General features: G+C 55.4%; 23 protein-coding genes. 17 read left to right on the forward strand and 6 right to left on the reverse strand.

Features of this window, described 5'->3' with window-relative positions; genetic code table 11:
* Positions 1-461: 461 nt before the first annotated feature.
* From JNJ45_12800 to JNJ45_12815, 4 genes are all read left to right on the forward strand, one after another.
* On the forward strand, positions 462-1,307 hold the full coding sequence (locus JNJ45_12800) for a restriction endonuclease subunit S (GenBank protein ID MBL8049548.1): 846 nt from the start codon (positions 462-464) through the stop codon (positions 1,305-1,307).
* 2 nt (positions 1,308-1,309) lie between these two features.
* The gene (locus JNJ45_12805; GenBank protein MBL8049549.1) at positions 1,310-2,782 is read left to right on the forward strand and encodes a putative DNA binding domain-containing protein; all 1,473 of its coding nucleotides are present in this window, start codon (positions 1,310-1,312) and stop codon (positions 2,780-2,782) included.
* Positions 2,783-3,124: 342 nt separating this feature from the next.
* Positions 3,125-3,583, forward strand: a complete 459-nt coding sequence (locus JNJ45_12810) for a helix-turn-helix domain-containing protein (protein MBL8049550.1) — start codon at positions 3,125-3,127, stop codon at positions 3,581-3,583.
* Between the two features lie 23 nt (positions 3,584-3,606).
* Complete coding sequence (locus JNJ45_12815) at positions 3,607-6,585, forward strand: type I restriction endonuclease subunit R (protein ID MBL8049551.1); 2,979 nt, start codon at positions 3,607-3,609, stop codon at positions 6,583-6,585.
* 154 nt (positions 6,586-6,739) lie between these two features.
* Here JNJ45_12815 and JNJ45_12820 read toward each other — a convergent pair whose 3' ends face one another.
* Entirely contained in the window at positions 6,740-7,045 is a 306-nt protein-coding gene (locus JNJ45_12820) for a hypothetical protein (GenBank protein ID MBL8049552.1), read from the reverse strand.
* A gap of 89 nt (positions 7,046-7,134) precedes the next feature.
* On the opposite strand from JNJ45_12820, the gene JNJ45_12825 reads away from it, so the two are divergent.
* The gene (locus tag JNJ45_12825; GenBank protein MBL8049553.1) at positions 7,135-8,796 is read left to right on the forward strand and encodes a hypothetical protein; all 1,662 of its coding nucleotides are present in this window, start codon (positions 7,135-7,137) and stop codon (positions 8,794-8,796) included.
* Positions 8,797-8,931: 135 nt separating this feature from the next.
* On the opposite strand, the gene JNJ45_12830 is transcribed toward JNJ45_12825, so the two are convergent.
* Positions 8,932-9,906: a tyrosine-type recombinase/integrase gene (locus JNJ45_12830; GenBank protein ID MBL8049554.1), complete on the reverse strand. Its 975-nt coding sequence runs from the start codon at positions 9,904-9,906 to the stop codon at positions 8,932-8,934.
* 112 nt (positions 9,907-10,018) lie between these two features.
* Positions 10,019-10,309: a helix-turn-helix transcriptional regulator gene (locus JNJ45_12835; GenBank protein MBL8049555.1), complete on the reverse strand. Its 291-nt coding sequence runs from the start codon at positions 10,307-10,309 to the stop codon at positions 10,019-10,021.
* Between the two features lie 823 nt (positions 10,310-11,132).
* Between JNJ45_12835 and JNJ45_12840 the strand changes: the two genes are divergently transcribed.
* A complete protein-coding gene (locus JNJ45_12840; GenBank protein MBL8049556.1) occupies positions 11,133-11,510 on the forward strand; it encodes a hypothetical protein in 378 nt (125 codons plus the stop codon).
* A 1,230-nt stretch (positions 11,511-12,740) separates the two neighbouring features.
* On the opposite strand, the gene JNJ45_12845 is transcribed toward JNJ45_12840, so the two are convergent.
* Entirely contained in the window at positions 12,741-13,451 is a 711-nt protein-coding gene (locus JNJ45_12845; GenBank protein MBL8049557.1) for a sigma-70 family RNA polymerase sigma factor, read from the reverse strand.
* A 122-nt stretch (positions 13,452-13,573) separates the two neighbouring features.
* On the opposite strand from JNJ45_12845, the gene JNJ45_12850 reads away from it, so the two are divergent.
* From JNJ45_12850 to JNJ45_12885, 8 genes are all read left to right on the forward strand, one after another.
* Positions 13,574-13,831 carry a hypothetical protein gene (locus JNJ45_12850; protein ID MBL8049558.1) on the forward strand — a complete coding sequence of 86 codons (258 nt, stop codon included), beginning with the start codon at positions 13,574-13,576 and terminating at the stop codon, positions 13,829-13,831.
* 197 nt (positions 13,832-14,028) lie between these two features.
* Entirely contained in the window at positions 14,029-14,484 is a 456-nt protein-coding gene (locus JNJ45_12855) for a hypothetical protein (GenBank protein MBL8049559.1), read from the forward strand.
* 701 nt (positions 14,485-15,185) lie between these two features.
* Positions 15,186-15,776, forward strand: coding sequence for a type IV toxin-antitoxin system AbiEi family antitoxin domain-containing protein (locus JNJ45_12860; GenBank protein ID MBL8049560.1), 591 nt, complete (start codon positions 15,186-15,188; stop codon positions 15,774-15,776).
* A 109-nt stretch (positions 15,777-15,885) separates the two neighbouring features.
* Entirely contained in the window at positions 15,886-16,401 is a 516-nt protein-coding gene (locus tag JNJ45_12865) for a hypothetical protein (protein ID MBL8049561.1), read from the forward strand.
* Positions 16,402-16,630: 229 nt separating this feature from the next.
* The gene (locus JNJ45_12870) at positions 16,631-17,167 is read left to right on the forward strand and encodes an HNH endonuclease (protein MBL8049562.1); all 537 of its coding nucleotides are present in this window, start codon (positions 16,631-16,633) and stop codon (positions 17,165-17,167) included.
* A 24-nt stretch (positions 17,168-17,191) separates the two neighbouring features.
* Positions 17,192-18,352 (forward strand): phosphoglycerate kinase, encoded by a 1,161-nt coding sequence (locus JNJ45_12875; GenBank protein MBL8049563.1) that lies wholly within the window; start codon positions 17,192-17,194, stop codon positions 18,350-18,352.
* Positions 18,352-18,789, forward strand: coding sequence for a hypothetical protein (locus JNJ45_12880; GenBank protein ID MBL8049564.1), 438 nt, complete (start codon positions 18,352-18,354; stop codon positions 18,787-18,789). The genes JNJ45_12875 and JNJ45_12880 overlap by 1 nt, the downstream gene beginning before the upstream one ends.
* Positions 18,786-19,940 carry a succinyldiaminopimelate transaminase gene (locus JNJ45_12885; protein ID MBL8049565.1) on the forward strand — a complete coding sequence of 385 codons (1,155 nt, stop codon included), beginning with the start codon at positions 18,786-18,788 and terminating at the stop codon, positions 19,938-19,940. The genes JNJ45_12880 and JNJ45_12885 overlap by 4 nt, the downstream gene beginning before the upstream one ends.
* On the opposite strand, the gene JNJ45_12890 is transcribed toward JNJ45_12885, so the two are convergent.
* Positions 19,937-20,881 carry a peptidyl-prolyl cis-trans isomerase gene (locus tag JNJ45_12890; GenBank protein MBL8049566.1) on the reverse strand — a complete coding sequence of 315 codons (945 nt, stop codon included), beginning with the start codon at positions 20,879-20,881 and terminating at the stop codon, positions 19,937-19,939. The genes JNJ45_12885 and JNJ45_12890 overlap by 4 nt on opposite strands.
* A gap of 84 nt (positions 20,882-20,965) precedes the next feature.
* Here JNJ45_12890 and JNJ45_12895 point away from each other — a divergent pair, with 84 nt between their 5' ends.
* Genes JNJ45_12895 through dapE form a run of 3 tightly spaced genes read left to right on the forward strand, consistent with a single transcriptional unit; the run spans position 20,966 to position 24,281 of the window.
* A complete protein-coding gene (locus JNJ45_12895; GenBank protein MBL8049567.1) occupies positions 20,966-22,354 on the forward strand; it encodes a glycosyltransferase family 4 protein in 1,389 nt (462 codons plus the stop codon).
* Complete coding sequence (dapD, locus tag JNJ45_12900; GenBank protein MBL8049568.1) at positions 22,351-23,172, forward strand: 2,3,4,5-tetrahydropyridine-2,6-dicarboxylate N-succinyltransferase; 822 nt, start codon at positions 22,351-22,353, stop codon at positions 23,170-23,172. The genes JNJ45_12895 and dapD overlap by 4 nt, the downstream gene beginning before the upstream one ends.
* Complete coding sequence (gene dapE, locus JNJ45_12905; GenBank protein ID MBL8049569.1) at positions 23,169-24,281, forward strand: succinyl-diaminopimelate desuccinylase; 1,113 nt, start codon at positions 23,169-23,171, stop codon at positions 24,279-24,281. The genes dapD and dapE overlap by 4 nt, the downstream gene beginning before the upstream one ends.
* Here the strand turns inward: dapE and JNJ45_12910 are convergent.
* Positions 24,261-25,406: a 2-isopropylmalate synthase gene (locus JNJ45_12910; GenBank protein MBL8049570.1), complete on the reverse strand. Its 1,146-nt coding sequence runs from the start codon at positions 25,404-25,406 to the stop codon at positions 24,261-24,263. The genes dapE and JNJ45_12910 overlap by 21 nt on opposite strands.
* Between the last annotated feature and the right edge of the window lie 12 nt (positions 25,407-25,418).

Consider the following 25,418-nt stretch of genomic DNA (forward strand, 5'->3'; position numbering starts at 1 on the left):
GGTCTCGCTACTTGTTCAAGGAGGTTGACAATCGAAGCCAAGCTGGAGAGGAGACGCACCTTTCAATGAGCCAGAGGCTTGGGCTTGTTCCAAGCAAGGATATGTCTGAGCGACGCTTGGAGTCCGAGTCCTATAAAGGAGGGAAGCTCTGTCAACCTGGCGACCTGGTTCTGAACAGGCTTAAGGCTCATTTGGGTGTCTTCGCAACCTCTCGCTACTCAGGCGTGATTAGTCCAGACTACACGGTTCTGAATCCAATCACGGACCAAGTTCGAGCCGAATACTACGAGTTGGTTCTCAAGTCGCCTGGATGCCGGGGGGAGTTAAGAACCCGGACGAAGGGGCTGGTTGAGGGGTTCTGGCGACTCTACACCGACGACTTTTATTGCATCCGACTTCCTGTTCCGCCTCCTGATGAACTAAACAAAATTTTGCGGTATGTCCGCCACCTCGACCATCGGGTGAATCGGCTCATCAAAACCAAGCGGCGGCTCATCGAGTTGCTCAACGAGCAGAAGCAAGCCATCATCCACCGTGCCGTCACCCGAGGTCTCGACCCCTCCGCCCTCCTCAAACCCTCCGGCATCGAATGGCTTGGCGACGTGCCTGCGCACTGGTCCGTGAAGCCCTTGAAGAGGTGGGCATCAATGAACGCCCAGACACTTACGGATAAGACTCCGGGCGATTTTGAGTTTCGATACTTGGATATTGGAACGGTCGGTACGGGGCGTCTTGTGCGTGAGCCCGAGCGAATGCTGTTTGAGGGAGCACCGTCCCGAGCAAAGCGTATCGTGAGAAGCGGAGACACGATAATCTCGACTGTTCGCACCTATCTGAAGGCGATGTACTTCATCGAAAGCGTGGAAGAGCCTGTCATCGCATCCACAGGATTCGCTGTGCTGAGTCCGACCCGAGCCATTATTCCTCGATACCTTTCATATCTCATTCAGTCTGCTGACTTTATCAATCGGGTCACCGCAAATTCCATTGGCATCGCCTATCCTGCGATTTCCGAATCGAGAATGGGCTGCTTTCACCTCGCCGCTCCCGAGCCGAGCGAACAGCTTGAAATCCTTGCTCATCTTGACTTGGCAACTGAACCTTTCGATAACGCACTCTCAAAGGCACAAGCTGAAATCGACTTCATCCGTGAGTACCGAACCCGACTAGTCGCCGACGTGGTGACCGGTCAGCTCGATGTCCGCCACCTTGCCTTGCCCGAAGTCGAAGAATCGCTCATCGAAGCGATTGACGCAGGCGAATCCGACGACCCAGATGAAGAGCTTGAAGCCCAGGAGGTTGAATAGCAGTGCTTACCAATATTCAAATTGACGACGGAGCTCTCGGTCGCTTACTTGAAGGGCTTCAGAAGCTAGGCAGGGAGTGTGAGTGGGTTGAGTTCAAAGAGAGCTGGGATGAGCCAGAGGACATCGGCGAGTACATTTCCGCCCTTTCCAACTCAGCGGCAATAGCGGGGATGCCACAGGGCTACCTGATTTGGGGTGTTCAAGACGGCACTTTGGACATTGTTGGCACAACGTTCGACCCATCGAGCAAGAAGATTGGCAACGAAGAGCTTGAGAATTGGCTTTCCTACCAGGTAGCTCCCCGGCTGAATCTGCGGTTCATCAAGTTTGAAGTTGATGGAAAGCCACTCGTGCTTCTCGAAGTTGACCGGGCATTCCGGCACCCTACTCGATTTAGAAACGATGAGTTCATCCGAGTCGGCTCCTACAAGAAGAAGCTCAAGGAGCACCCGGAGAAGGAGGCACTTCTTTGGAAACAGTTCTCAGAGACACCCTTTGAGGACTTGGCGGCAGCATCTGACCTGACTGCCGAGCAAGTGGTTGAACTGCTTGATATTGAGTCCTACTACCGATTGAACGACCGGCCGCTCCCCGGCGACCTGATGAAGAGCCTTGAGGCGCTCATAGTCGATGAACTAATCAAACCGGAGACTTCCGGTCGGTGGTCGGTCACAAATCTTGGGGCTGTGCTTTATGCTCGCAATCTAGATTCATTCCGAAATCTTGGGCGCAAGGTCGTTCGAATCGTTCGGTACAAGGGCAATGACCGTATTGATTCCGTCAAAGAATGGTCCATCTCCAAGGGCTATGCGGTCGGATACGAAAGTGCAGTCGAACTCGTGATGGAGCAGATGCCGTCAAGGGAGATTATCGAAAGCGCCAGAAGGATTTCGTTGCCGATGGTGCCCAAAGTGGCAGTCCGTGAAATTCTAGCGAATGCCTTGATTCACCAAGACTTTACCGTTGCAGGAGCAGGCATCATGGTCGAAATCTTCGACACTAGGGTTGAGATTTCGAATCCGGGTGAACCGATGGTTGACACCAAGCGTCTGCTCGACCTTCCCCCTCGGTCTCGGAACGAAGCGCTCGCTTCCCACATGAGACGCATCGGCTATTGCGAAGAGAGAGGAAGTGGCATTGACCGAGTAGTGAGCTTAGTCGAGGCATCTCAACTTCCTGCTCCCGAATTCTCTGTTCCTGACGGAAGCACGAAAGCGACCCTCTTTGGGACTCGACCGCTCAAAGATATGGATGCTGATGCCCGCATTCGGGCTTGCTATTGGCATGCATGCTTGAAGCGAGTGAGACATGAGTACGTGACCAATGCAAGTCTGAGAGAGCGATTTGGCATTGACGAAAAGAACAGCGCCACCGTATCCAGACTCATCAAAGAAGCAGTCGAGAGTGGGTTCATCAAGCCTCATGCTGAGAACTCATCGAATCGCCTCAAGCGGTATGTCCCGTTTTGGGTCTGAGTTTATTTGATGGGTATTTGATGGAACGCCCCTCTGGGGACTGATTTAGGTTCAAAAGCGACCCCATTTCTATTTGATGCTCATTTGATGGCTTCCGCTGCGTCATCGTGAATGGCAGACGTGCGTCTCCTTAACCTGAGAGCTGCCAGGGCGCACCCTTTTCGAGAGCATTGAGTGGCTTCAAGCGACTCGCCTGTGATGCCAGAGTTTATTTGATGGGTATTTGATGGAACACCCTTTTGGAGACTGATTTAGGTTCAAAATCAGTCCGAATCTTATTTGATGGTCATTTGATGGCGCTCCATCGGGTTTCGGATATTACACTTGGGGCATAATTATTCTGTGCGTGCAAGTCAGGACATCCGAATCGAGCCTTCTGCCCTCTCTTTAGAGGCTTTGGACAGGCTCTCTAGGCTCTTTAAAGAAGGAGAGAACTCTACTCTGGTGAGTCAGAGCGGGGAAAGGATGGTGCTGCCTTCGGAGCTGCGCAGGGTGTTTGCCTTCGTACTCAAAGCCTTGGAGAAGCGGCAGTCGGTGTGTCTGATTCCTGAAGATGAGCCGTTCACGACCCAAGCCGCCGCAAATTTCCTTGGGATGTCTCGCCCATACTTCATGCGGTTGCTCGATGCTGGAGAGATTCCCTTCCACCGAGTCGGCACCCATCGCAGAGTGCTCTACAGAGACCTTGTTGCATTCCAAGAGAGCCGAACTGAGGTTCGCACAGCATCTAATAGCAGGATGACTCAGGAGCTGTCTGAAGCAGGTGCCTACGACCGAATGGTGGAGGAGAAAGGAGCGTGAGCACAGATACAAGCGAAAAGGGCTTGGAGCTACTCATCGTCCGGCACTTGACCGGACTAACCAACGAGCAGATTCTGAAACCGTCTTCACCAGGCGTTGCCGAGAATCCTACTGGCTACATGGGAGCTGGCTACGCCTTGGGGCGAACTGAAGATTTCAATCGAGATTACGCCATCGACCTGGTTAAGCTCTGCGCCTTTCTCTCAGCGACCCAGCCAAAGGTTTTTGCCCAGCTTGAACTTGGAACAGAGGGAATCAAACGCCATCAGTTCTTAACCCGGCTTCAAGGCGAGATTGCCAAGCGAGGCATCGTTGACGTGTTGCGCAAGGGGGTCTCGCACCAAGCTGCCCATGTTGAGCTGTTCTTCGGAACACCTTCACCGGGAAACAAGAAAGCCAAGGAGAACTGGGACGCCAACATTTTCAGCATCACTCGGCAACTCAAGTATTCCAAGGATGAGACGCAGCTTTCACTCGACCTCTGTCTGTTCCTAAACGGTCTACCGATTGCCACCTTTGAACTGAAGAACAGCCTGACCAAGCAGACGGTCGAAGACGCCGTTCAGCAATACAAGCGAGACCGGGACTCCAGAGAGCTTCTGTTTCAATTTGCCCGCTGTCTGATTCACTTGGCCGTCGATGATTCGGAAGTGCGTTTCTGCACCCACCTCCGGGACAAGGCTTCGTGGTTCTTGCCCTTCAACAAGGGTTGGAACGACGGGGCGGGAAATCCACCCAATCCAGATGGGCTGAAGACCGACTATCTCTGGAAGGAGATTTTGACTAAGGAAGGGCTGACTGACATCCTGGAGAACTATGCCGAGCGAGTCGAGGAGAAAGACCCGAAGACCAACAAGGTCAAGCGCTCGCTCATTTTTCCTCGCTATCACCAACGAGACGTTGTTCGAAAGCTTATTGCCGACGCTAAAGCCAATGGGGCTGGCAAGCGGTACCTGATTCAGCACTCGGCTGGGAGTGGAAAGTCGAACTCGATTGCGTGGTTGGCTCACCAGCTCGTGGGCTTGGAGAAGGACTCCACGCCAGTTTTCGACTCGGTCGTAGTTGTCACTGACCGGGTTCTTCTGGACAAACAGATTCGAGACACCATCAAGCAGTTTGCTCAGGTGGGTTCAGTGGTGGGTCATGCCGAGCGGTCTGGACAGCTTAAGGATTTCCTCAAAAACGGAAAGAAAATCATTATCACAACGGTTCAGAAGTTTCCGTTCATTCTTGATGACATCGGTTCAGCCAACAAAGACAGTTCATTTGCCATCCTGATTGATGAGGCGCATTCAAGCCAAGGTGGTCAGACCGCCGCCAAAATGAACATCGCTCTCTCGGGAACTTCGGCTGAGGAAGACGAAGAGGACACTGAAGACCATATCAACCGCATCATGGCAGCTCGAAAAATGCTGCCGAACGCTTCTTACTTTGCATTCACTGCAACGCCTAAAAACAAGACCCTAGAGGTCTTTGGAGAAGCGTATCCTGAAGGCGACGGCGTGAAGCATCGACCATTCCACAGTTATACGATGAAGCAAGCAATTCAAGAGGGCTTTATCCTAGATGTTTTGAAGAGCTACACCCCCGTGAACAGCTACTACAACTTGGTCAAGACGGTGGAAGAAGACCCTGAGTTTGATGCCAAGAAAGCTCAAAAGAAGCTTCGTCGATACGTTGAGTCCCATGAGCACGCCATCCGGGAGAAGGCGGAAATCATGGTTGACCACTTCCATGACCAGGTCATCGCCAAGCAGAAGATTGGCGGTCAAGCCAGAGCGATGGTCATCACGGGCAACATCAAACGTGCCATCGACTACTATCACGCCTTCAAAGATTATCTGAAGGAGCGAAAGAGCCCGTACAAAGCAATTGTCGCCTTCTCCGGTGAGCACGAATACGGCGGTCAGAAGGTCACCGAGGCTTCGCTTAATGGATTTTCGAGCAACAAGATTGCCGAGGAGATTCAAGAAGACCCTTACCGCTTCCTGATTTGTGCAGACAAGTTCCAGACGGGATACGACGAGCCACTGCTTCACACGATGTATGTGGACAAACCGCTCTCGGGAATCAAGGCGGTTCAGACTCTTTCTCGATTAAACCGAGCGCATCCCAAGAAGCACGACACCTTCGTGCTCGACTTCGTAAACGACATTGACACGATTCAGTTGTCCTTTGACCAATATTATCGGACGACGATTCTGGCACGGGAGACTGACCCCAACAAGCTCCACGACCTGAAGGCAGACCTCGATGCCGCCCAGGTTTACGATGATGCTTCACTGAAGAGGCTCGTCGAGTTGTATCTTCAAGGAGCAGACCGAGACACTCTCGACCCGATTCTAGACGCATGTGTTGCGACGTACCTAGATTCACTTGATGAAGACGGTCAAGTCGAGTTCAAAGGCAATGCAAAGGCATTCGTGCGAACCTACGGATTCCTGGCGTCGGTGCTCACTTACAGCATCGCTTCCTGGGAACGACTGTCCATCTTCTTGAATTTCCTAATTCCCAAACTTCCCGCTCCTAAGGAAGAAGACTTGTCCAAGGGCGTCTTAGAATCCATCGACATGGACAGCTACCGTGTCGAAGTTCGGTCGGCTCTGTCTATCTCATTGACTGACCAGGATTCTGAAATTGAACCGGTACCGACCTCTGGTGGGGGTCATCTTCCCGAACCTGAACTAGACCGTCTCAGTAACATTCTGAAATCGTTCAACGAGCAATTTGGCAATGTTGAATGGAAGGATGGAGACAAGATTCGTGATGTCATCACCCAAGAGATTCCGGAAAAGGTCGCTGCCGACAAAGCCTATCAGAATGCCATGCTGAACTCGGACAAGCAAAACGCCCGCATCGAACACGACAAGGCACTTCAACGGGTTTTGGTGGAGCTTCTTTCAGACCATACAGAGTTGTTCAAGCAGTTCTCAGACAATCCAGCCTTCAAGAAGTGGCTTTCTGACGCGAACTTCGCCGTCACCTACAACGCAACGCCATAAGTTAGGGCTTGGGCGATTAAGGTGGTCGTTGAGGATTGCTGGGGATGCCGGTCGCATCCCCGAGCAGTTATGAGAGTGTCAAGCTGCATGACCGGTTGACAACTGTTTCTTTCTGAGTCGGCGTCCGAGACTCCTGCACCACCATTTGTGGATTTTACACGCTTTCGTCCAGTTCATCGTCTGCTTGAATGTCCTCGGGATAGCAAATTGGACAGATGCAGTCGTCGCAGTCCGATTCATCGTGACAGTCTTCGCATGCGAAGGGCACATCCGTGCTTTCAGCCCAGTGGCCGAGGAACTCCTTGATGTTTAGAGCGGCGCTTCTTGGGCAACAGCACGCTTCGACGTAATCACGAAGAAGCTGTTTCATTCTGTGCTGCATTGGGTCATGCCCGACGAGCTCGCCACCGTCGAAACTTTGTTCCGGCGGAAGTTGTATTGAATCTGATTTGGTTTTCATGTGGTTTCTCATAGCAGCCAGAATTGTTCTGACTTGCCTTCAAACTGACTATCGTGCGAATCTCATAAAAACCGCACGATAGTCTGTTCATGGAGAAACTCGACACCAACCTCTTCGGATGGAATAAACGCCCACTTTGTGAATACCTTGACCCCGGATGCCCTGTAATGCGGTTCGAGAGACTGAAGCTGCAAGTTTTGAAAGACGTTTGCCCCAAGACTTTTGCTCTCGCTCAAGAAATCGGCAATCAGCCCTGGCGAAGAGATGTTTGGGGGATGGAAAGCGATGATGGCTCGTTCTTCACGATTTCGACAGGAAGCGGCAAGAAAGGCGCTCGACCGTTCGGTTGGCGAGAAGTGCTCCGAACACTAACGGGAAAGCAGTGCGCAGTCACCACAAGCGACGCTCCATACCACAAGCCAACGAACTGGCTTTCCGCCCCGAAGTATGTTCGAGTTCTCCGCATTGACGTGGACGATGACCGGGCATGGGAGAACGATGACGAAGTCGCCATTTTGAGCGAAATCCGGCGTGAGCAACTCATCTGCACCAAGCTTGGATTTCCATACAGCGCATTCAAGACCGGTCGCCGAGGCCATCAAGGCATCATCCCGCTGCCGGTAGCTATGCCGCTCAGCTTGGCTTCTCTACTGATGGAGATGTACATCCACATCCACGAGCGAAGTGGAACCAATTCGCCGATGGTCGATAAGACCAATTTGACTGGGCAGATGCGAATGCCTGGAGGGCTGCACCGAAAGACGCAAGACCTTGCGCTTTTTATAGACATTGATAGCGGAACGCTCTACGACATCGACACCCAGGCTGAACTGATGGTGAAGGCGTTCTCATACTCCTCCATGAAGGAATCTGTTCATTGGGATGAGCATGCGTTCAAACCGGCTGCGCAGGAGATACTAGACTGGACGACCAATCAAGAAATTTCCCGAGACCGCAGAGTTTTGCCCACCGAAATGCGTCATGCGGTGACTGACCTTGAAGCCAATGCAATCGTTCGTCGCTTCCAAGAATCCTGTGAGTTCTTTGGGCTCAAAGTTATCACTGCATCCGACCAGGTTTCAAACTCGCCGAAGCTGGAAAAGAGACATCAGACTTCGAGCGACGCTTTTAGCAGCCAATGGGCGCAGCAAATTTTTAACGAAGGGTTCAAGCCAGGGGGATTTTGGGATTGGATAAACATGGGCGGCAAAAAGGCGATTCGAGCTGCCCATGTTCTCTTTGGCGAGGACGGGGCAAGAAAAGCAATTGAAGACAAGGCGAGAAGTATTCCATTCAAATCGGATAATGACCTATTCGACCGGCTGAACACGATTCGCTCTTGCATGTCTTCGTTTCACTTTCAAGCTGAGAACACTCCAGTGGATGCAGAAGAAATCCGCTCTCACTGGAATTCAGCCAAGGCAGAGGTGAAGGCAAGTCTAAAAGACAAGCCCAAACCCCGTTGGAAGCTAGAACCTGCAATTGCCGTGCTTTCAGTGTTACTTGCAGATGCTCAACTTCAAAAAAGACGATTCACAAAACTTGGGCTCCGTGAAATTGAACGCAGAGTATCTTCAACTTATCCAGAAATCAAGTGCTGCACCAATACAGTAAAGGCATCGCTACAGCGACTCGTTGAATCTGGACTTGTCCGAAAGCGAAGAGCTTCCAAAGCAACGAGTGTCCCGGACGTATATCAAATTCTCAAGGCTGCTCCGCAAGCCAACGAGGAGTGGATTGAACTCTATTAGCAGCTTGTTCTCATCTCCCATTGCATTAGGCTGCGATGCAGTCGAGACAACTTCAATTTGGACATAGTTTAGTATTGATATGTAAGTAACCCTTAATATACTGTGCAACTTTTGAACCTGATTTTGAGGATGAGGTTAGAGCCCGACCATTCCTGAGACGTTTTGGTCAAACATCGTTGCTTCCCTAAGATAGTCATTGATAGAGTTCGAACGGTGGCGGCTGTGCTTTGCAATGACCGCTTGGGCAGCACCCACGCTGAAAGCGTCTGTGATAAGACCTGCTCGACAGCTATGCCCACCAACAAGAGCATCGTCAAGACCGACTAATCGAGCAAATTGCTTCAGCACCTGGCAGACTACTTGGTCAGTCAGCCTTGAATCCTGGATGCGACCTCCCTTGGCTATAGGTCGGAAAACCGCACCGCTGGATATCTCAGATACCTGGAGCCAATTCCGCATAGCGTTGACAGGACAAGTGTCTGTGCGACTCCCACGTTGAATCGCAATCTTCACTCCCGCCGATGTATGGTCGGTCTTGCTTGTCCGCAAAGTCAAAACAAGCCCCTCCTCTACGAATGAGATGTCATTGACGTCAAGCCCAACAACTTCGCTCCGGCGGAGGGCTCCAGCATATCCAACCAAAAGAATCGCTCTATCCCTGATTCCCTTTGTATCTGAGCGCATCAGGTCAACTCCCTCCCGGATGTGCCGAACCCTCACCGGAATCACCTGGCGCTTTGCTGTACCGTTCGCCCGCTTCACTCCAAGAAGCGTCGAGCGAACCAGCTCGGATTTGGTTGGCGATGCGTGACCAGCAGCCCGGTGCGCTGTCGAGATGGATGACAGTCTTCGCTGAATTGTCGATGGTCGATGGGTTTCAGCAAGATTTGCGATGTACGCTGCTACTGTGCTTTCGTGGCAAGGAAGAACCACCAAGCCATGTGCCGTGCAGAAGGCGGTGAAGTGCTTCCAATCGCAGGAATACGCTCGAAGTGTTGATTCAGCTCGTGAACGACGAGCATAGTCCACGGCGTTGGTTTGGAGGCGCTCGATTTCGGTCGATTGACCTGGGGCCAACTCGGTTAAAGATTGAAACTGATACTCTTTCATTATCAGTAGTAAAGGGTCACGCTGAAATGTTGAGGAAATTTGCTGTGACGATGCCCCGTCTGTAACACGCTCATGCCGACGGGTCGAAGCTAACCAGTGCCGAACCTACTTTTTATTCGTCGATTGGTTTCGAGTATTCAACCCTGCGATGCTGCAGCTTCACTAAGAAGTCGCCGAGCAGCTCAATCGGGTCGATTCCAACAGCTCGGGCAAGTGCCACGAACTCTACCACGTCCAAAACTCTTGCTCCGCTCTCCACCTTGTGGTAAACCGTGGGGTGAAAGCCTAGCCTTCGACCAACCTCTCGTTGCGACAAGCCTGCCGACTCTCTTGCCTCACGAATCGTCGTGAGCAGAATGTCAGTCTCAATGGAGATTGAGGATTGTCGAGTGCGCTTAGCCAACCTAGCTACAGAATTGCACTCTAGCCTGTAGGTATCATAACTACATCTCGGGCCTGTGCGTGGTACGAAGCCCGCTCGTGGAGTTCAGTTAGATGGGAAATTGTATATCGTGCGGAGCTTCCCTAAGGGGTGGTGAAAAGTTTTGCGGAGCTTGTGGAGCGGGCTGTGTGGATGGACAAGTTCCTCCACAATCAACTTCACTCCAACTCTTTGAGGCATTCTTTGGGCCAAACGGCAACGTAACGACCGACTCTGCGACTCTACAGATTCATTGGGGCGGGATAAAGTTTGTGGGTGGTCAATTCTCCATTCTCGTTGATGGCACCACTGCTCACATCTGTGATTTTGATGAGCCATTCACCTGTGAGCGGACGCTGAATCCAGGAACGCACATGATTCAAATAGAGATTCCTGTTCTGGGAACAGGCGTGAGGAGAAACCGACTCTACACTCTAAGCCTGAGCTCCGGAAAGCACCTGGCTCAACTGAGATACAGTCGGTTGTGGGGGAACTTTGAAAAGCAACTTCAGCTTCAAAGGCTTTGATGTGGGTTGTTGGATGGCTCGAATCATCCTTCAGGCAACGGTGAAAAATGCAGAACTGTAGGTCATGTCAGGCCTCCCTAAACGGGGATGAGAAGTTCTGCGGAAGTTGTGGAGCGGCGTGCGTGATTGCTCCGCCAAAAGAAGATTCCGCAAGACCTTTGAGCGATGTCCATCCACCCACTGCTCCGGTACCTCCGCCTGCTCGGCATGTATTTATTAGCTCTCCAGAAGTTCAAACGCAACCGCCGAAGCGCACTACGACAGGGCGCATCCCTATCTTGCTCATCGTGGGATTAGTATGCGCTCTCTCGCCGTTCCTCAAACGTTCGATTGACCAAGCCGTCAATCGACCGCCCCCAGAGTTGACCCCTCAGGACTGTGTGCAGAGCATCTTTAAGTTCAATGGGATAAACCTGTTCTCTACCCAAAGGCAACGAGTCCTCGACCGCATTGCTTCGATGAACTGTGATGAGTTAAATTTGATGATGCTGTCAGCCCGGCAGAACCAGGAGAAGTTCAAAACACTCACACCGCAGGAAACTCAGAACGCTAATGAAGTGGGAGAGGCGTTCAAACTTCGGTTGAGCGTCGCTGGATGTCAGGTCACCGCCGATGGTTCTTATGTCGAGCCTTCGACCGGCGGTGTAGGCAAGTGAGATTCTGCACGACGTGTGGCTCGAAGCTTGACTCGACTAAATTCTGTACGAACTGCGGAGCGGAAGTTGAGCAAGAAAACGTTCAGCCGGGGTCCAATTCATCTCCAAAACCGTGGTCTGCCACTGTTGGACCCAATGGACTCACTCAATGCCCCCAATGTGGCAAGACTCTTCGAGTCAACTGGACCGGAAAGCCAGGAAACTTTGTTTGCCCAATCGGTGCAGGCGGATGCGGAATCACCTTTTCTGTGACATTGGACCCCAAGTGGAGCAAGTCTACGACTGGAAGTGGGCAATATTCAGCGCAGGCGCAATCTAGTCAACAAAGCCAAGCTTCGCACCCTGTCACTAAGTTCATTTTGGCCTGCCCAAAATGTAATCAGGCAATAGGGCTTCCTGCTTCAACTTACGGGATTTCCCAGTGTGTTTGTGGATTCTGTTTTCGGTTCAGAACACAAGAAAAGGTGGGAGTTATTGTTCCCCAAGTTCAGTGGCTGTATGTGCCGCAACAAGACCCTCACCCAGAATACCAAGTGTCCCTCGAAAGCACCACGATTCACTCAGACGGCTCAGTCAGCCTCGACTGCCCTGCTTGTGGGATAAACACCACGGTCGTATCACCAGGCTATTCCAAGGCAGCAAGCAGTGCAGCTAGATGCCCACAGTGCCAGCAGCGCTTTCTGTTCGCCCTTGCAAAAGCGCCCAATGGAGTGAGGAATCACGCTCGACCCTTCGAGGACGGAGTCCCGATGCGTCCATTCAAACCCCTACCTTTGATATCTGAACGAATCATCTATTGTTCAGTATGCTCGAATCAGCTTGGTCCCGGTCGAATTCCACCAGAATCAACATTCAATAACTCCGGCGCTCCGGCAGCGTACGACCAAAGAGTGCTTCCGACGGTGGGCGAAGTCTGGACGAAGTGTCGCCAATGTGTCGATGCTGAAAACGAAGCGAAGCGCTTAAAGGACATCAAAGCGATTCCTGGTCTAGCCTGGGGTGCGGTAAAGCTCGGTGTTGGATGCATTTGGTGGGGTATGTGCATCCTCGCTGTACTAATATTCTTGCTTGTTACACCCTTGATGCCGTTAGCACTAGTAGCCTTGGTGATTCTTGGAATCCTTGCACTCGTGAAGTTTTTGTTTAAGGACTAACCCCTTGAGCCGGTCGGGAATTGGGGCTTTCCAATATCGAGAAATTGAACCCGTTGCTTTGACCCACAAGCATTTCTCAAGGCTGAGCGCACTGGAAGGCGGTCGCCACCTCCCGTTGCAGCATGCGCTTAGCAACTTGCAAGTGGGAACGAAGCTGGCTATCCGCAACCTGAAGAATCTCCGCCGCTTCAGAATACGTGTACTCTTCCAAGTAAATGAGAGACAGTGCATGGGCGACTTGGATGGGAAGCTTCTCCATGAGGAGTTTCACGTAGAGGTCTGAGTCCAGGTCGTTCATTGCCGTGCACCAGAATCGCTCGGGGTAGTCTGCGCAAGTGGGGGCGTCAAGCTCTAGGAACTGGAACACAAGCGCACCAAGTGTCTCTCGCTCATCCGGTGAAAGCTCTTGTCCATATGATTTCTTGGTAAGGGCCAGGTTTCGAGCTTTGCACTTTTGCGAAGGGCAGCGCACTCCGCCGACGCAATCAATTGTCGAACGCAGGTGACATTCTGCCGAATAGAGAAGATAGCGGTCGATTTCACATTGGGAGCGAGTAGGGTCAACTCGTTCTGAGGCGATGAGCACGCCTAAAATGAGCTCTTGGCGAGCGTCCTCAAAATCTAGCGATGTTCGTTTTGACGAATACTTGCGAGCAAGAGAGTTGATGTTGCGCCCAAGTCGTTCGAGAAGTGGGCTTCCGAACCGGAATTCGGTACTGTTCGAAGAGGTGTGGTTGTCGGAGTCGAGAAGGGCGGTTGCGCCTGATTTGCATGGTGTGTTTTCCATGCAGCTCTATCAAGAGCCCGCAACAATCTGAGGGTTTTCGCCCCTAGCTTCGTGTAACTCCCTGCCTCAGAAGTCGGTTTTGAGCTGAGACACGGCACGAAATTGTCTGCCAAACTGGTCAGATGAAGGAAAAGCGCATCACAATCCGATTCACCGAAGAAGAGTACGAAGCAATCGAAAAGGCCGCTGAACTGCTGAATGTTCAGATTTCGACGTTCGCTCGAACAGCGATTCAAGACTCATTGACCGAGCGACATGAAAATCGGCGACTGCTAGCCAACCAGTGCCTCCGGGCAAATAGTGCTTTAGGGGTGGCGCAGAGGCATGTTGAGGCTGTTCTTGACCAGCTTGGAGTCCCTTATGTTCACGTGAAGATTTGACCAGTTATTAAAGTCCGTACCCTTGTGCGGGATTTGGCGCCTGGGAATTACAGCTCTGTTACCGGACTCCGTTTCACACGAAACTCCGGCGAGCTCAAAATGCTAAATCAACGAACATATATAACTAACCCCATCACGCTGACCTCCTTCGGAGTCACTCGACCGTCGCTTTTCGCCAACCTGCCCGAGGTGCTTCAATGAGTTTCAAGCACGTGCTCCTTGATGGGCGTGGAGACCAAACTTGGACGACTCCCAAGGAAGTCTTTGATGCGTTCGACAAGAGATTTTGCTTTGCTGTCGATGCCTGCGCATCTCAGGAGAACTCGCTCTGCGAACAGTTTTGGACCGAACAAGATGACTCCCTCGCTCAGGATTGGGGCGCACAGTCGATTTGGGTAAATCCACCATTCGCTAAAGCAAAGAAGTTTGTTGAGAAGGCAGTGGAGTCAGCATCAAGTGGTGCACTGGTGACGATGGTCATTCCCGCCAACATGAATTCCTGCTACTGGCATGACTACATCCTTGGAAATCCGAATGTAGAGGTTCACTTTCCACGTCGAGGGCTAAAATTTGGCGGAGCGAAGAAGGTCTGCCCTTGTCCTGTCGCTGTGGTAGTGTTTCATCCAGGCTCTTCTTCAACAACCTCCGGTTGATACTTTCAAAAAAGTACCGTGACTGTCACCCCAACGTCCGAGCCTCTCGGAGTTTGGGGTTCCCAATTTGGGAATATGGAACCCCCGATTTTGACCCACCGGGGTGAGTGCGGAAAACCGTCAGTTGGAATGACAGCCTATACATGGCAAGACCAGCAACAAAGTTAAGAGTTCATGCAACAGTATCTGGAGGAGCTTCGAAGCAAGAAGTCCGAAGATGGGTGAATGCGACAAAGCTTCTGTTTGAACTTCAGAAGCGAAAGGAGGAGAGACTAGCAACGGAATCAAAATAGCTTCCCCTGAGAATCGAAAAAACCGTTCCAATGTCAACAGCCAGTCCCGGAACGTGACTGGCTGTTTTTCTTTGTTTCTAACCCGTGGTATCCAAATCAAAATTGTCTGAGACGCAGCTATCTCAATGGTCGAAAAAGTCCCCTAGAAAATCGGTAAAGTCAGTCCGCCAGTTCCACGGATTGCGAAGATTTCGAAGGAGACTTCTTAGGACGACCACCTTTGTCCCTTCGCTTCTTGCCGAATCGGAGGATTTGAACCTGAAAAGTGATAGTCCCGTAGTTCGGAATGGACTCACGACCCGCACCCAAATTTTGAAGGCTCTCGAATCAGTTGATTCGGGAGCTTTTTGTTGAGTTTTTTCACGAGTTGTTCCAATATGTAGATAGTTGTCGTCATATAACAACGTTATGGAACATTCGCACCAAGCCGAGAAGGAGTTCGTCCGTGCAAAAGGGGTTGTTCGCAGTCGCGATTGGACTGCCGCGGGGTACTCACGGGTCTCGCTTACGAGGCTCCTGCGGGCTGGTGAGATTCAGCGCCTCGCGCGCGGTCTTTACGGCCTGTCCGACCACGGTTTCACCGAATGGCACGACCTCGCTCTCGTCGCGCTGGCGGTTCCATCCGCAGTTGTTTCCCTGGTTTCGGCTCTCGCCTTCCACGGAATCGGGACTCAGCTACCTTACGAGACTTGGATTGCCGTGCCAGAGCGAACTCGAACGCCGAAACTCGCTCAGAAACTGCGAGTTGTACGCTTCTCTGAGCCCTACTTCTCGGCCGGCATCACCACGCACGTCGTTGAGGGTGTCAAGTCCGCATCTACTCACCCGCAAAGACTGTCGCCGATTGCTTTCGGCTGCGCTCGCAAGTGGGATATGACTTGGCGATTGAAGCCCTTAAGGAGGGCTGGCGTCTGCAAAAGTTCACATTCGAGGAACTCGACCACTTTGCCAAACTCAACCGGGTGGACCGCATTATGCGCCCCGATATCGAGGCCATAACAACATGATTGTCGCATAGATGGCTCTTTGCTTGAAACTCGTTGTGCGGTTGGCTAGCCCGTTGTAAGGATTTGCCGCCTTGGCCGGGCGCCCCGACGTAGAACCATTCATGCGAAAGCTTCTCATCATCGCTGGGATTGTTGCCGTCGCGATCGCCGCGGCCCGAATGAACGACGTCAAGATCGTCGAGCTCAAGGACGGGATTGTTCGCATCGAAACCAAGGGATACAGCTTCGAGATTCCTAAGGAATGGACCGTCGGCAAGGAGACGCCGTGGGGCGCGAGGGACATTAAGTCCACCACTGCTGGCGGCAAGCTCGGCACCATGACCGCCAACGCCCAAAGCGAAACCTGGGATTCGCTGTACCGCACCTCGCTCTACTTCATCACCCGCGAGGAGAAAGGCGAGCCTACTCCCTACCGCCAGATCACCTCGAAAATGGGCTACGAGGGCATCGCCTTTGAAGTTCTCGACGAGAAGCAATACGCCAAGCGCCGGTTTGTTCTGATCAAGAACAAGGAAGGCCGCGCCCTGGCCCTATCGGTGGACATCAAGAACCCGAAAGACGAAAAGAAAATCCTCCAGGCGTTTGATCGCATGGTGGATACCGCGACCATCCGTTAAGAGACCGTAAAAGTGCCGGTTCGCGGCGAAGAATTGCCGATTTCTGGATTCGTTTCGTACAATAAAATCGTCCGAACAAATAGGATCGGAGGCAAAACCAGGTGAGCACGCCGCCCCATATGAGACAGAGAACCGACATGTTGAATCGTGTCGCCCGTGCGGCTCGCGATCTTGACAGCCCGAACGTGTGTGCGTTCGGGCTTTTTGTTTCCGCCGCAGGAGGTGATCGATGACGAATCAGGAAGTGCTGCTGTTAAATTCGGACTTTGAGCCGCTGAACGTAACCAACATTAGGCGCGCCTTGGCGCTCGTAATGCTGGGGAAGGCGGAGATTCTGGAGAACCACGAGGAGGCGATCATCACCACGCGCGGCGAACTCGAACCTCCGAGCATCGTAAAGATGCGCTACCACGTGCGCCGACCGCTGCCGCAGCTGCGACTCTCGCGCCATTCGATCCTCGCGCGGGATGCCTACACCTGTCAGTATTGCGGGGCAAAGGGCAAAGATTTGACCATTGACCACGTGAAGCCGCGCTGGATGGGCGGCCCCAACACCTGGGACAACCTCGTCGCCTGTTGCCGGAAATGCAACCTGCGCAAGGGCGATAAGACGGTGGAAAAGGCGAACATGAAGTTGCTTCGCCCGCCGCGCCGACCGCACTTCATCCCGTACATTTCGCTCCCCGCGTACCAAAAAGCCATGCGCCGCGAGAGCTGGGCGTTCTACCTTCCGGTCTATGATGCCTTCGCCTCTAAGGGCAGTTAGCCGCGCGATTGTATACTTGCGGGGATGCGAGAAGTTTCCTCCCTGAGCGACCTTAAGGGCCGGCGTGTGCTGGTTCGTTGCGACTTCAATGTGCCGATGGATGGCGCGACCATCACCGACGATCGGCGCATCGTCGGCGCGTTGCCGACCATCAACTTTCTGCGCGAACAAGGTGCGAAGGTGATCCTGTGCTCGCACCTCGGTCGCCCGAAGGGCGTGACGCCCGAGTTCACTCTCGCACCCGTGGCCGCTCGGCTGACCGAACTTCTCGGCACCAGGGTTCGCCTTCTCAACGATTGCGTGGGCGAAGAGGTCGCCGCCGAAGTCGGCAAAATGACCGATGGCGAAGTCGTGCTGTTGGAGAATGTGCGGTTCCACCCCGAGGAGGAGAAGAACGACCCCGACTTCGCGAAGCCACTCGCCAGCCTGGCCGACATCTACGTGAACGACGCCTTTGGCACGGCCCACCGCGCTCACGCCAGCACCGAGGGGGTCGCCCACCTTATCCCGGGTTACGCGGGCTTCCTCATCATCAAGGAAATGGAGTTTTTGGGCAAGGCGATCGCGAATCCGAAGCGGCCTTTCGTCGCGATTTTGGGCGGCGCGAAGGTCAAGGACAAGATCACCGTCATCGACAATTTGCTACCCAAGGTGGACAAGCTCATCATCGGCGGGGGCATGGCGTTTACCTTCCTCAAGGCGCAAGGGCACGAAATCGGCAAGTCGCTGCTCGATGAATCCAACATCGAATACGCCGCCGAACTGCTCAAGAACCACGGTGACAAGCTGATGCTGCCGACCGACGTCGTGGTCGCCAAAGAACTCAGCGAAACGGCGGCCACCAGCGTGGTGGGGGCCGACGCGATTCCCGCCGACCAACTCGGGGCGGACATCGGGCCGGAAACGCTGCAAGCCTTCAGCGAGGTTATTCGCTGCGCGGGCACGGTCATCTGGAACGGCCCCATGGGCGTGTTCGAAATGACGCCGTTTGAAGCGGGCACCAAGGGTGTCGCGATTGCGCTGACCGAATCAGCCGGCACCACCATCGTGGGCGGCGGCGATAGCGCGGCCGCCATGGAGCAGTTCGACCTCGCCGAAAAGGTAAGCCACGTCAGCACCGGCGGTGGCGCATCGCTGGAATTTTTGGAAGGAAAGGCGCTGCCGGGCATCGTCGCGCTGCAATAATGCCCGTCGTCATCGCGCTGAACGTCACCTACGTCCCTTGGGAAATCGAGGGCCGCGCGGCGGCGGATCACGGCGAACCGGCGATGGTGCTGCGGTTCCTCCAGGTCGCGCGCGAACTCGGGCTGAAGTACCAATTTTTTGTGAGCCAAGACGTGCGGCGCGCGTTTCCGAAGTTGGTGGATACCATCCTCAACGAAGCCCACGAACTCGACGTGCCGCCCGCAAATCAGGCGAGTTTTCTGCGGCCCGAGGAAGGGAAGACCCTCCGCGCGTGGGCTAACCAGGTGAGCGATGACCCCCGCACGGCCACCGTGATCGCGATTGAGCCAGGGTTTTGGGGGCAGCAAGACGCGAACCTGAGCGTGTTTCGCGGCCTGGTTCAGCGGTTGCTGGCTGGTGGTCAGCAGTTTCGCACGCTACGGGAGCTCGCGCCGTGAACGAGCGTCTGGACCGGCTGCAGGCGTATCCGTTTGAGCGGATGCGAGCGGAGTTTGGCGCCCTCTTGCCGCTCCCCGAATCGGGCATCAATCTCAGCATCGGCGAACCTAAGCACGCGCCGCCCAGCTTCGTCCAAGAAATCCTCAACGATGGTTTGCGGAGCCTGGCGACCTATCCGCCGACGCAAGGTCCGGCGAGTCTGAGGCAGGCCATCGCGAGTTGGATCGGCCAGCGGTTCGGCGTGCAACTCGACCCCGAGACGGAGGTCTTGCCGGTGCTTGGCTCGCGCGAGGCGCTTTTCGCCATCGCGCAGGTCGTCGTTTCGCCGGGCCGCAAGGTCATTTGCCCGAACCCGTTCTATCAAATCTACGAAGGCGCGGCGCTCCTGGCGGGGGCCGAACCGGTGTTCCTGAACCTCGATGCCACCCACGGGTTCGCGCCGCATTGGGAGTCGATCACAGATGAAACCTGGGCGCAAACCGACCTCGTGTATCTCTGCAGCCCGCATAACCCAACCGGGCGCATTACGTCCGCGGGCGAGGTGCAGATGCTGCTGGCGATGGCCGCCCGGCACGACTTTGTGATCGCCGCGGACGAGTGTTACAGCGAGATCAGCACTGGTGATCGGCCCGACGGCATTTTGCAGAGCGCGATGCGCGTGCAGGGAAGCTTGGACCGCGTGATCGTGTTCAACAGTCTCAGCAAGCGCAGCAGCCTGCCCGGGTTGCGAAGCGGGTTTGTCGTTGGGGACCGCGACCTCTTGCGCAAGTTCTTGCTCTACCGCACCTATCACGGCAGCGCAATGAGCGAGCTTGTCGCACGCGTGAGCGAGGCTGCCTGGCGCGACGAGGCGCACGCCGACGAAAATCGTCGCCGCTACCAGGCCAAGGTCGCGAAGGCGCAAGAGATTCTGCCGAACTGCCCGGTCCCGGAGGGCGGCTTCTTCTTGTGGCTACCCGTGCCGGGCGGCGACGACGTCGCCTTCGCAAAAAACCTTGTCCAAACTAAGCAGGTGCTCGTGCTTCCGGGCCGGTACCTGGGGCGCGAAAACAACGGCACGAACCCGGGAGCCGGATTCGTGCGCGTTGCGTTGGTGCCGGACGAAGCCACCTGCGAAGAGGGGCTGCGCCGCATCGCCGAGCTGCTTTAGCCGCCGATCTTGTACCGCTCCAGCATTTTGGTCACTTCGCTCTTAAACTGCGCCTGTTTGACCTCGATGACGGCCGTCTTGCGGGCGTCGCGAAGCCACTTTTCCACGTCGTTTTTGGCCATGCCTTGGTCCACCATGAGCGATCGGCGCAGGTCGCGCTTGAGCTTGGCATCGAGGGGCTTGATCTGTTGCGGCACGACATCGTCGACTCTAAATCGGAGCCACACGGCTTCACCTTGAAGCCAAGCGGTGAGGCCGCCGACCTTCACGTCCTTCACGAGCCCGCGCATGGTCTCGGACATTTCGGGTTCGCTGACAAATCCGACCACGCCATTGTTCTGGCTGGAAGGATCCGTGCTCATCTCCTTGGCGACGGCGCCGAAGTCCTTGCCCGCGGCCAGCGACTTATCCACGTCGGCCTTGCGGAATTCGGGCACGGCGATCACGCTTAGCTTGGTCTTCTTGTAAATCGTGAAGCGGCTCGGGTTTTCCTTGTAGTGCTTCTCGACCTGCTGGTCGGTGATGTTAATCCCCTTGGTTTGCAGCTTAAACTGGCAGAGTTCGAGCGTGATTTGATACTCGACATAGGGCTTGGTCACGCCCTGCTCTTGGTAGCTCTTTTCGAAATCCTTGTTTTCGGCGGCCTTCTCGGCATAGATTTCGGCAACCTCGGCGGGCGTCGGATACACGCCTTGCTTCTTCGCCACTTGGAACAGCAGCTTTTCTTCGATCAGGCGATTAAGGACGAGGAAGCCGGGCGCGGCCTCCAGAAAGCGATCGCCGGAGCGCGTGCCGATGCCGGGCAGAAACTCCATGCGTTGGTAATATTCGGCGCCCTTAATCTCCTCGCCGTTCACCACCATGACCGTTCGGTTCGGGTCAACCTGGGCGAAGCTCGCCGCGGCCATCACGGCCAATGCAAAAACAGCAACTCTCTTCATAACTGAATCCTGTTAATCATACGCGCCACGGACCTCGAAAGGACGCCCAAATTTGCGCTGCCCGGTTCCGCTACAATACTAAAGGTGAAGCGCATTGTCATGCTGTCGTGGGAATACCCGCCCCGGATTGTCGGGGGGATCAGCCCGCACGTCTATGATCTTTCCCAGCAGTTGGTGCGCAAGGGTGTCGAAGTTCACGTGGTGACGAAGGCCACGCCGCAAGCTCCCGACGAAGAAGTGGAGCCGAGCGGCGTCAACGTTCACCGCGTTCACTTGGCCGAAGAGCCGACCGATTTCGTCCACGAGATTCAGCTTTTGAATCAAGCGACCGAGGTTCGGGTGCGGCAACTGCTCGAAGATTGGCGTCCGGGTGGGCAGCCGACGATTTTCCACGCGCACGATTGGCTGAGCCTGGATAGCGCCCGCGAACTCAAGTACGAGTACAAACTACCCGTCGTCGCCACGATCCACGCCACCGAAGAAGGGCGCAACGGCGGCATCTTCAACGACCTCCAAAAGTACATTCACGAGAGCGAATACTGGCTGACCTACGAAGCCTGGCGCGTCATCGTGTGCTCCGACTTCATGAAGGGGCAGGTCGTCAAGAGTTTTAATATCCCCGAGAACAAGGTGGATGTCGTGTTCAACGGCGTCAACGCCGGCAAATTCCAGTTCGATTGGACCGAGAAGGAGCGCGCAACCTGGCGGGCGCAACTCGCCTTGCCAAAGGAAAAAATCGTGATGTACGTCGGGCGATTTGTCCGCGAAAAGGGCATTCACGTGCTGCTCAACGCCGCCGGCATGGTGCTGGCCAACGAGCCCGATACCAAGTTTGTCATCGTCGGTGGCGGCAATCGCGAACGACTTGAGCGGTTCGTGCGCTGGTACGGCCTGCAAGACAAGGTTCTGTTCACGGGGTTTATGGCCAATCGCAGCCTGCACCAAATGTATCGCTGCGCGGACGTCGCGGTGTTTCCTTCGCTGTACGAACCGTTCGGCATTGTCGCGCTGGAAGGCATGGCCGCGGGTTGCGCGGTGGTGGCCAGCGACGCGGGCGGTCTGCGCGAGGTGGTGCTGCATGATGAGACCGGGACTCTCGCGTTCTCGGGTGACGCGGCGAGTCTGGCCTGGGCTATCCTGCGAGTTCTGAGCGACCCCAAGCGAGCTGAAAAGCTTAAGACGGCGGCGACCGAGCGGCTTGATACCGACTTTGACTGGTCGGGCATTGCCGACCAAACCATCGAAGTCTATGACCGCGTTTGGGAAGAATTTTTGACCAGCTATTGGGCCGACGCCACCGTATGGCCCGTTTCGCCGGGCGCCGAAGAACGCGCCGCCCAACTCGCGCTGAAAGACAAGGCCAAGTCGGCGGTGGTCAACCGACCGATGCGCCACACCACTCAACCCGCGGTGGTCGCCAACACCAACATCGACGACACGCTCGCCGAGCTTTTTGACGAAGACAAAGAATGAGCCTGCAAACCCTGATTGCCGAGGCGTGGGAAGGCCGCGCCAACCTCTCGCCGACCGCGTGCCCCTCGGAACTACGCGCGGCGATTGACGAAGTTTTTGCCGGACTGGACGCCGGGCAGCTGCGAGTTGCTGAGAAGATTGACGGCGACTGGGTGACCCACCAGTGGATCAAACAGGCGGTGCTGCTCTCGTTCCGCGTGACCGCGAACCAGGTGAGCGAGTCGGGCCCGATGCGATTTTTTGATAAGGTGCCGCTGAAGTTCAGCCAGACCACGGCCGAAGAGTTTCAGCAAGGCGGCTACCGGGTGGTGCCGCACGCCATCGCGCGGCGGGGAAGTTATATCGGCCCCAACGTCGTGCTCATGCCGAGCTACGTGAACGTCGGCGCCTATGTAGACGAGGGCTCGATGGTGGATACATGGGCCACGGTTGGCTCTTGCGCCCAGATTGGCAAGAACGTCCACCTAAGCGGCGGTGCGGGCATCGGCGGGGTGCTAGAACCCTTGCAAGCGAACCCCACGATTATCGAGGACAACTGCTTTATCGGCGCGCGCTCCGAGGTGGTCGAGGGCGTAATCGTCGAAGAAAATGCGGTGCTCTCGATGGGCGTGTTCATCGGGCAATCGACCAGAATTTTGGATCGCGAAACTGGCGAGATCATTTATGGGCGCGTCCCGGCGGGATCGGTCGTGGTGCCCGGCACGATGCCGAGCAAAGATGGCTCGCACAGCCTGTATTGCGCGGTGATTGTCAAACGCGTGGACGCCCAAACTCGGGCCAAGACCTCGCTGAACGAGCTGTTGCGCGCGGCGGAATGACGGTCCGCGACCTCGCCTGCCAACTCATCGCTTGCCCCAGCGTCACGCCGGACGAAGCCGGTTGCATGGCGATGATTCGCGAGTTTTTGACCGCGCACGGGTTCGCTTGTCGCATGCTTGATCGCGGCGGAGTGACCAACCTTTGGGCCACGCGTGGCGAAGGTCGCACGTTTTGCCTTTATGGGCATTGCGACGTTGTGCCGCCCGGGCCGCGCGAGGCGTGGGCGACCGACCCCTTTGTGCCCACGATCGAGGGCGACACCTTATTTGGTCGTGGTGCGAGCGACATGAAAGGGCCGCTCGCCGCGGTGCTGATCGCCGCCACCCAAGCGCAAACGAGCGGGCGCGTGGCCGTGTTTGTGACCTCTGACGAAGAGGGTCCAGGTGTTCACGGCACCGAGTTTGCGCTGCCCGCCTTGCTCGAACAGGGCGAGCGGATTGATGCCGCGCTCGTGGCCGAGCCCACCAGCGAGCAAGTCTTCGGCGACGTGCTCAAGGTTGGGCGGCGCGGTTCGTTTGGCGGCAAGATTCGGTTTTTGGGCAAGCAGGGGCATGTCGCTTATCCGCATCTCGCGGAAAATCCGATTCACGCCGCCGCTCCGGCCTTGCAGAGGTTGCTCGAAACGACCTTGGACACGGGCGGCGATGGCTTTGCGCCGAGCGCTTTCCAGGTGACGAACATCCAGGCCGGAACCGGGGCCACCAACGTGACGCCCGGCGAATGCGAGGTCATGTTCAACATTCGCTACGGCGTGAAATCCACCCCCGATAGCCTGCGTCGCACCATCGAAACCGCGCTGCAAGGAACCCGTTACGAGCTCGACGCGAAGAACAACAGCAGCCCGTTTCTCACCGCGCCTGGCCCGCTCACGAGCCTGTTGGCGGAGGAAGTCGAGCGCGTTGCCGGACGCCGTCCGGAACTGGGCACCGGCGGCGGCACGAGTGACGCGCGCGTGTTTGCAGCGTGTGGAATTCCGGTCGCCGAATTCGGCCCGAGCAACGCGACGATCCACGCCGCGAATGAGTGCGTCAGCCTCAGCGACCTGGAAAAGTGCGTCGAAATCTATCGGGCCGTAACCGAGCGCTTTCTAGCTGACGAGCTCGCGTAGGTCGTCGTCCTTCACTTCGGTTTTGGTATCGGCCATCACCAGGAACTTGCCGTAGATTTCCTCGAACCGGTCTTCGTTAAAGTTGAACCCAATCTCGCTCAGGCGGTGCTTAAGGCCGTGACGCCCCGAGCGAGCGGTCAGCACGATTTCGCTTTTGGCCGCGCCGACGAGCTCGGGCGAGATGATCTCGTAAGTCGAGCGATCCTTGAGCACGCCGTCTTGGTGAATGCCGCTGGAGTGCGCATAGGCATTCGCCCCGACCACCGCTTTGTTGCGCTGCACGACCATGCCGGTGTGGCTCGCCACCAACTGCGAGAGAGCCAAGAGACCCTGCGGCTTGATCGACGTTTCGAGCCCGCCGAAGTAGTCCGACCGAATCATCAGCGAGACCGCAACTTCTTCGAGCGCCGTGTTGCCGGCGCGCTCACCGATGCCGTTGATGGTCACCTCGACTTGCCGGGCGCCACCCAAAACGCCGGCCAGCGTGTTGGCGGTCGCCATGCCCAGGTCGTTGTGGCAGTGGCACGAGAACACAGCCTTGTCGCTGTTTGGCACGTTCTCGATGATGCCTTGAATCAGGCTACGATACTCCTCGGGGTAGGTGTAGCCGGTCGTGTCGGGGACGTTGATGGTGGTCGCTCCGGCGGCGATGACCGCCTCCACGACTTGGTAGACATAGTCGCGATCGGCGCGGCCCGAGTCTTCCATGAAATATTCGATGTTATCGGTGAATTGACGCGCGCATTTGACGGCGTTCACCCCGGTTTCCAGGGCTTCTTCGCGGCTCATGCGCAGCTTGTTTTGAAGGTGGTTTTCGCTGACGCCAAGGCCGGTGTGGATGCGTCGCGACTCGGCGGGGGCGAGGGCTTCGGCGGCAACTTCAATGTCCTTTTGGCGAGCTCGCGTGAGGCCACAAATGGTGACGCCCTTGATCTCGCGGGCGAGGGTATTCACCGATTCGAAGTCACCCGGCGAGCTGATGGGGAATCCAGCTTCGATGATGTTGACCCCGATGTCGCGGAGGGCATGGGCAATCTCCAGCTTCTGCGCCATGTTCAGGCGCACGCCAGGGCTCTGCTCGCCATCGCGAAGGGTGGTGTCAAAAATCAGAACTTGCTTGGACATGGGGCTTCCTAC

Origin of the sequence: Chthonomonas sp., from assembly GCA_016788425.1 — a bacterium.
In the GTDB taxonomy this organism is placed as follows: domain Bacteria; phylum Armatimonadota; class Fimbriimonadia; order Fimbriimonadales; family Fimbriimonadaceae; genus JAEURQ01.

Excerpts from the sequence above, each read along its gene's own strand:
- JNJ45_12850 (MBL8049558.1), top strand. The coding sequence starts at position 13,574 with ATGAAGGAAAAGCGCATCACAATCCGATTCACCGAAGAAGAGTACGAA.
- JNJ45_12870 (MBL8049562.1), top strand. The coding sequence starts at position 16,631 with ATGACGAATCAGGAAGTGCTGCTGTTAAATTCGGACTTTGAGCCGCTG.
- JNJ45_12910 (MBL8049570.1), bottom strand. The coding sequence starts at position 25,406 with ATGTCCAAGCAAGTTCTGATTTTTGACACCACCCTTCGCGATGGCGAG.
- JNJ45_12860 (MBL8049560.1), top strand. The coding sequence starts at position 15,186 with ATGGAACATTCGCACCAAGCCGAGAAGGAGTTCGTCCGTGCAAAAGGG.
- JNJ45_12845 (MBL8049557.1), bottom strand. The coding sequence starts at position 13,451 with ATGGAAAACACACCATGCAAATCAGGCGCAACCGCCCTTCTCGACTCC.
- JNJ45_12890 (MBL8049566.1), bottom strand. The coding sequence starts at position 20,881 with ATGAAGAGAGTTGCTGTTTTTGCATTGGCCGTGATGGCCGCGGCGAGC.
- JNJ45_12830 (MBL8049554.1), bottom strand. The coding sequence starts at position 9,906 with ATGAAAGAGTATCAGTTTCAATCTTTAACCGAGTTGGCCCCAGGTCAA.
- JNJ45_12880 (MBL8049564.1), top strand. The coding sequence starts at position 18,352 with ATGCCCGTCGTCATCGCGCTGAACGTCACCTACGTCCCTTGGGAAATC.
- JNJ45_12855 (MBL8049559.1), top strand. The coding sequence starts at position 14,029 with ATGAGTTTCAAGCACGTGCTCCTTGATGGGCGTGGAGACCAAACTTGG.
- JNJ45_12875 (MBL8049563.1), top strand. The coding sequence starts at position 17,192 with ATGCGAGAAGTTTCCTCCCTGAGCGACCTTAAGGGCCGGCGTGTGCTG.
- dapD (MBL8049568.1), top strand. The coding sequence starts at position 22,351 with ATGAGCCTGCAAACCCTGATTGCCGAGGCGTGGGAAGGCCGCGCCAAC.
- JNJ45_12865 (MBL8049561.1), top strand. The coding sequence starts at position 15,886 with ATGCGAAAGCTTCTCATCATCGCTGGGATTGTTGCCGTCGCGATCGCC.
- dapE (MBL8049569.1), top strand. The coding sequence starts at position 23,169 with ATGACGGTCCGCGACCTCGCCTGCCAACTCATCGCTTGCCCCAGCGTC.
- JNJ45_12820 (MBL8049552.1), bottom strand. The coding sequence starts at position 7,045 with ATGAAAACCAAATCAGATTCAATACAACTTCCGCCGGAACAAAGTTTC.
- JNJ45_12825 (MBL8049553.1), top strand. The coding sequence starts at position 7,135 with ATGGAGAAACTCGACACCAACCTCTTCGGATGGAATAAACGCCCACTT.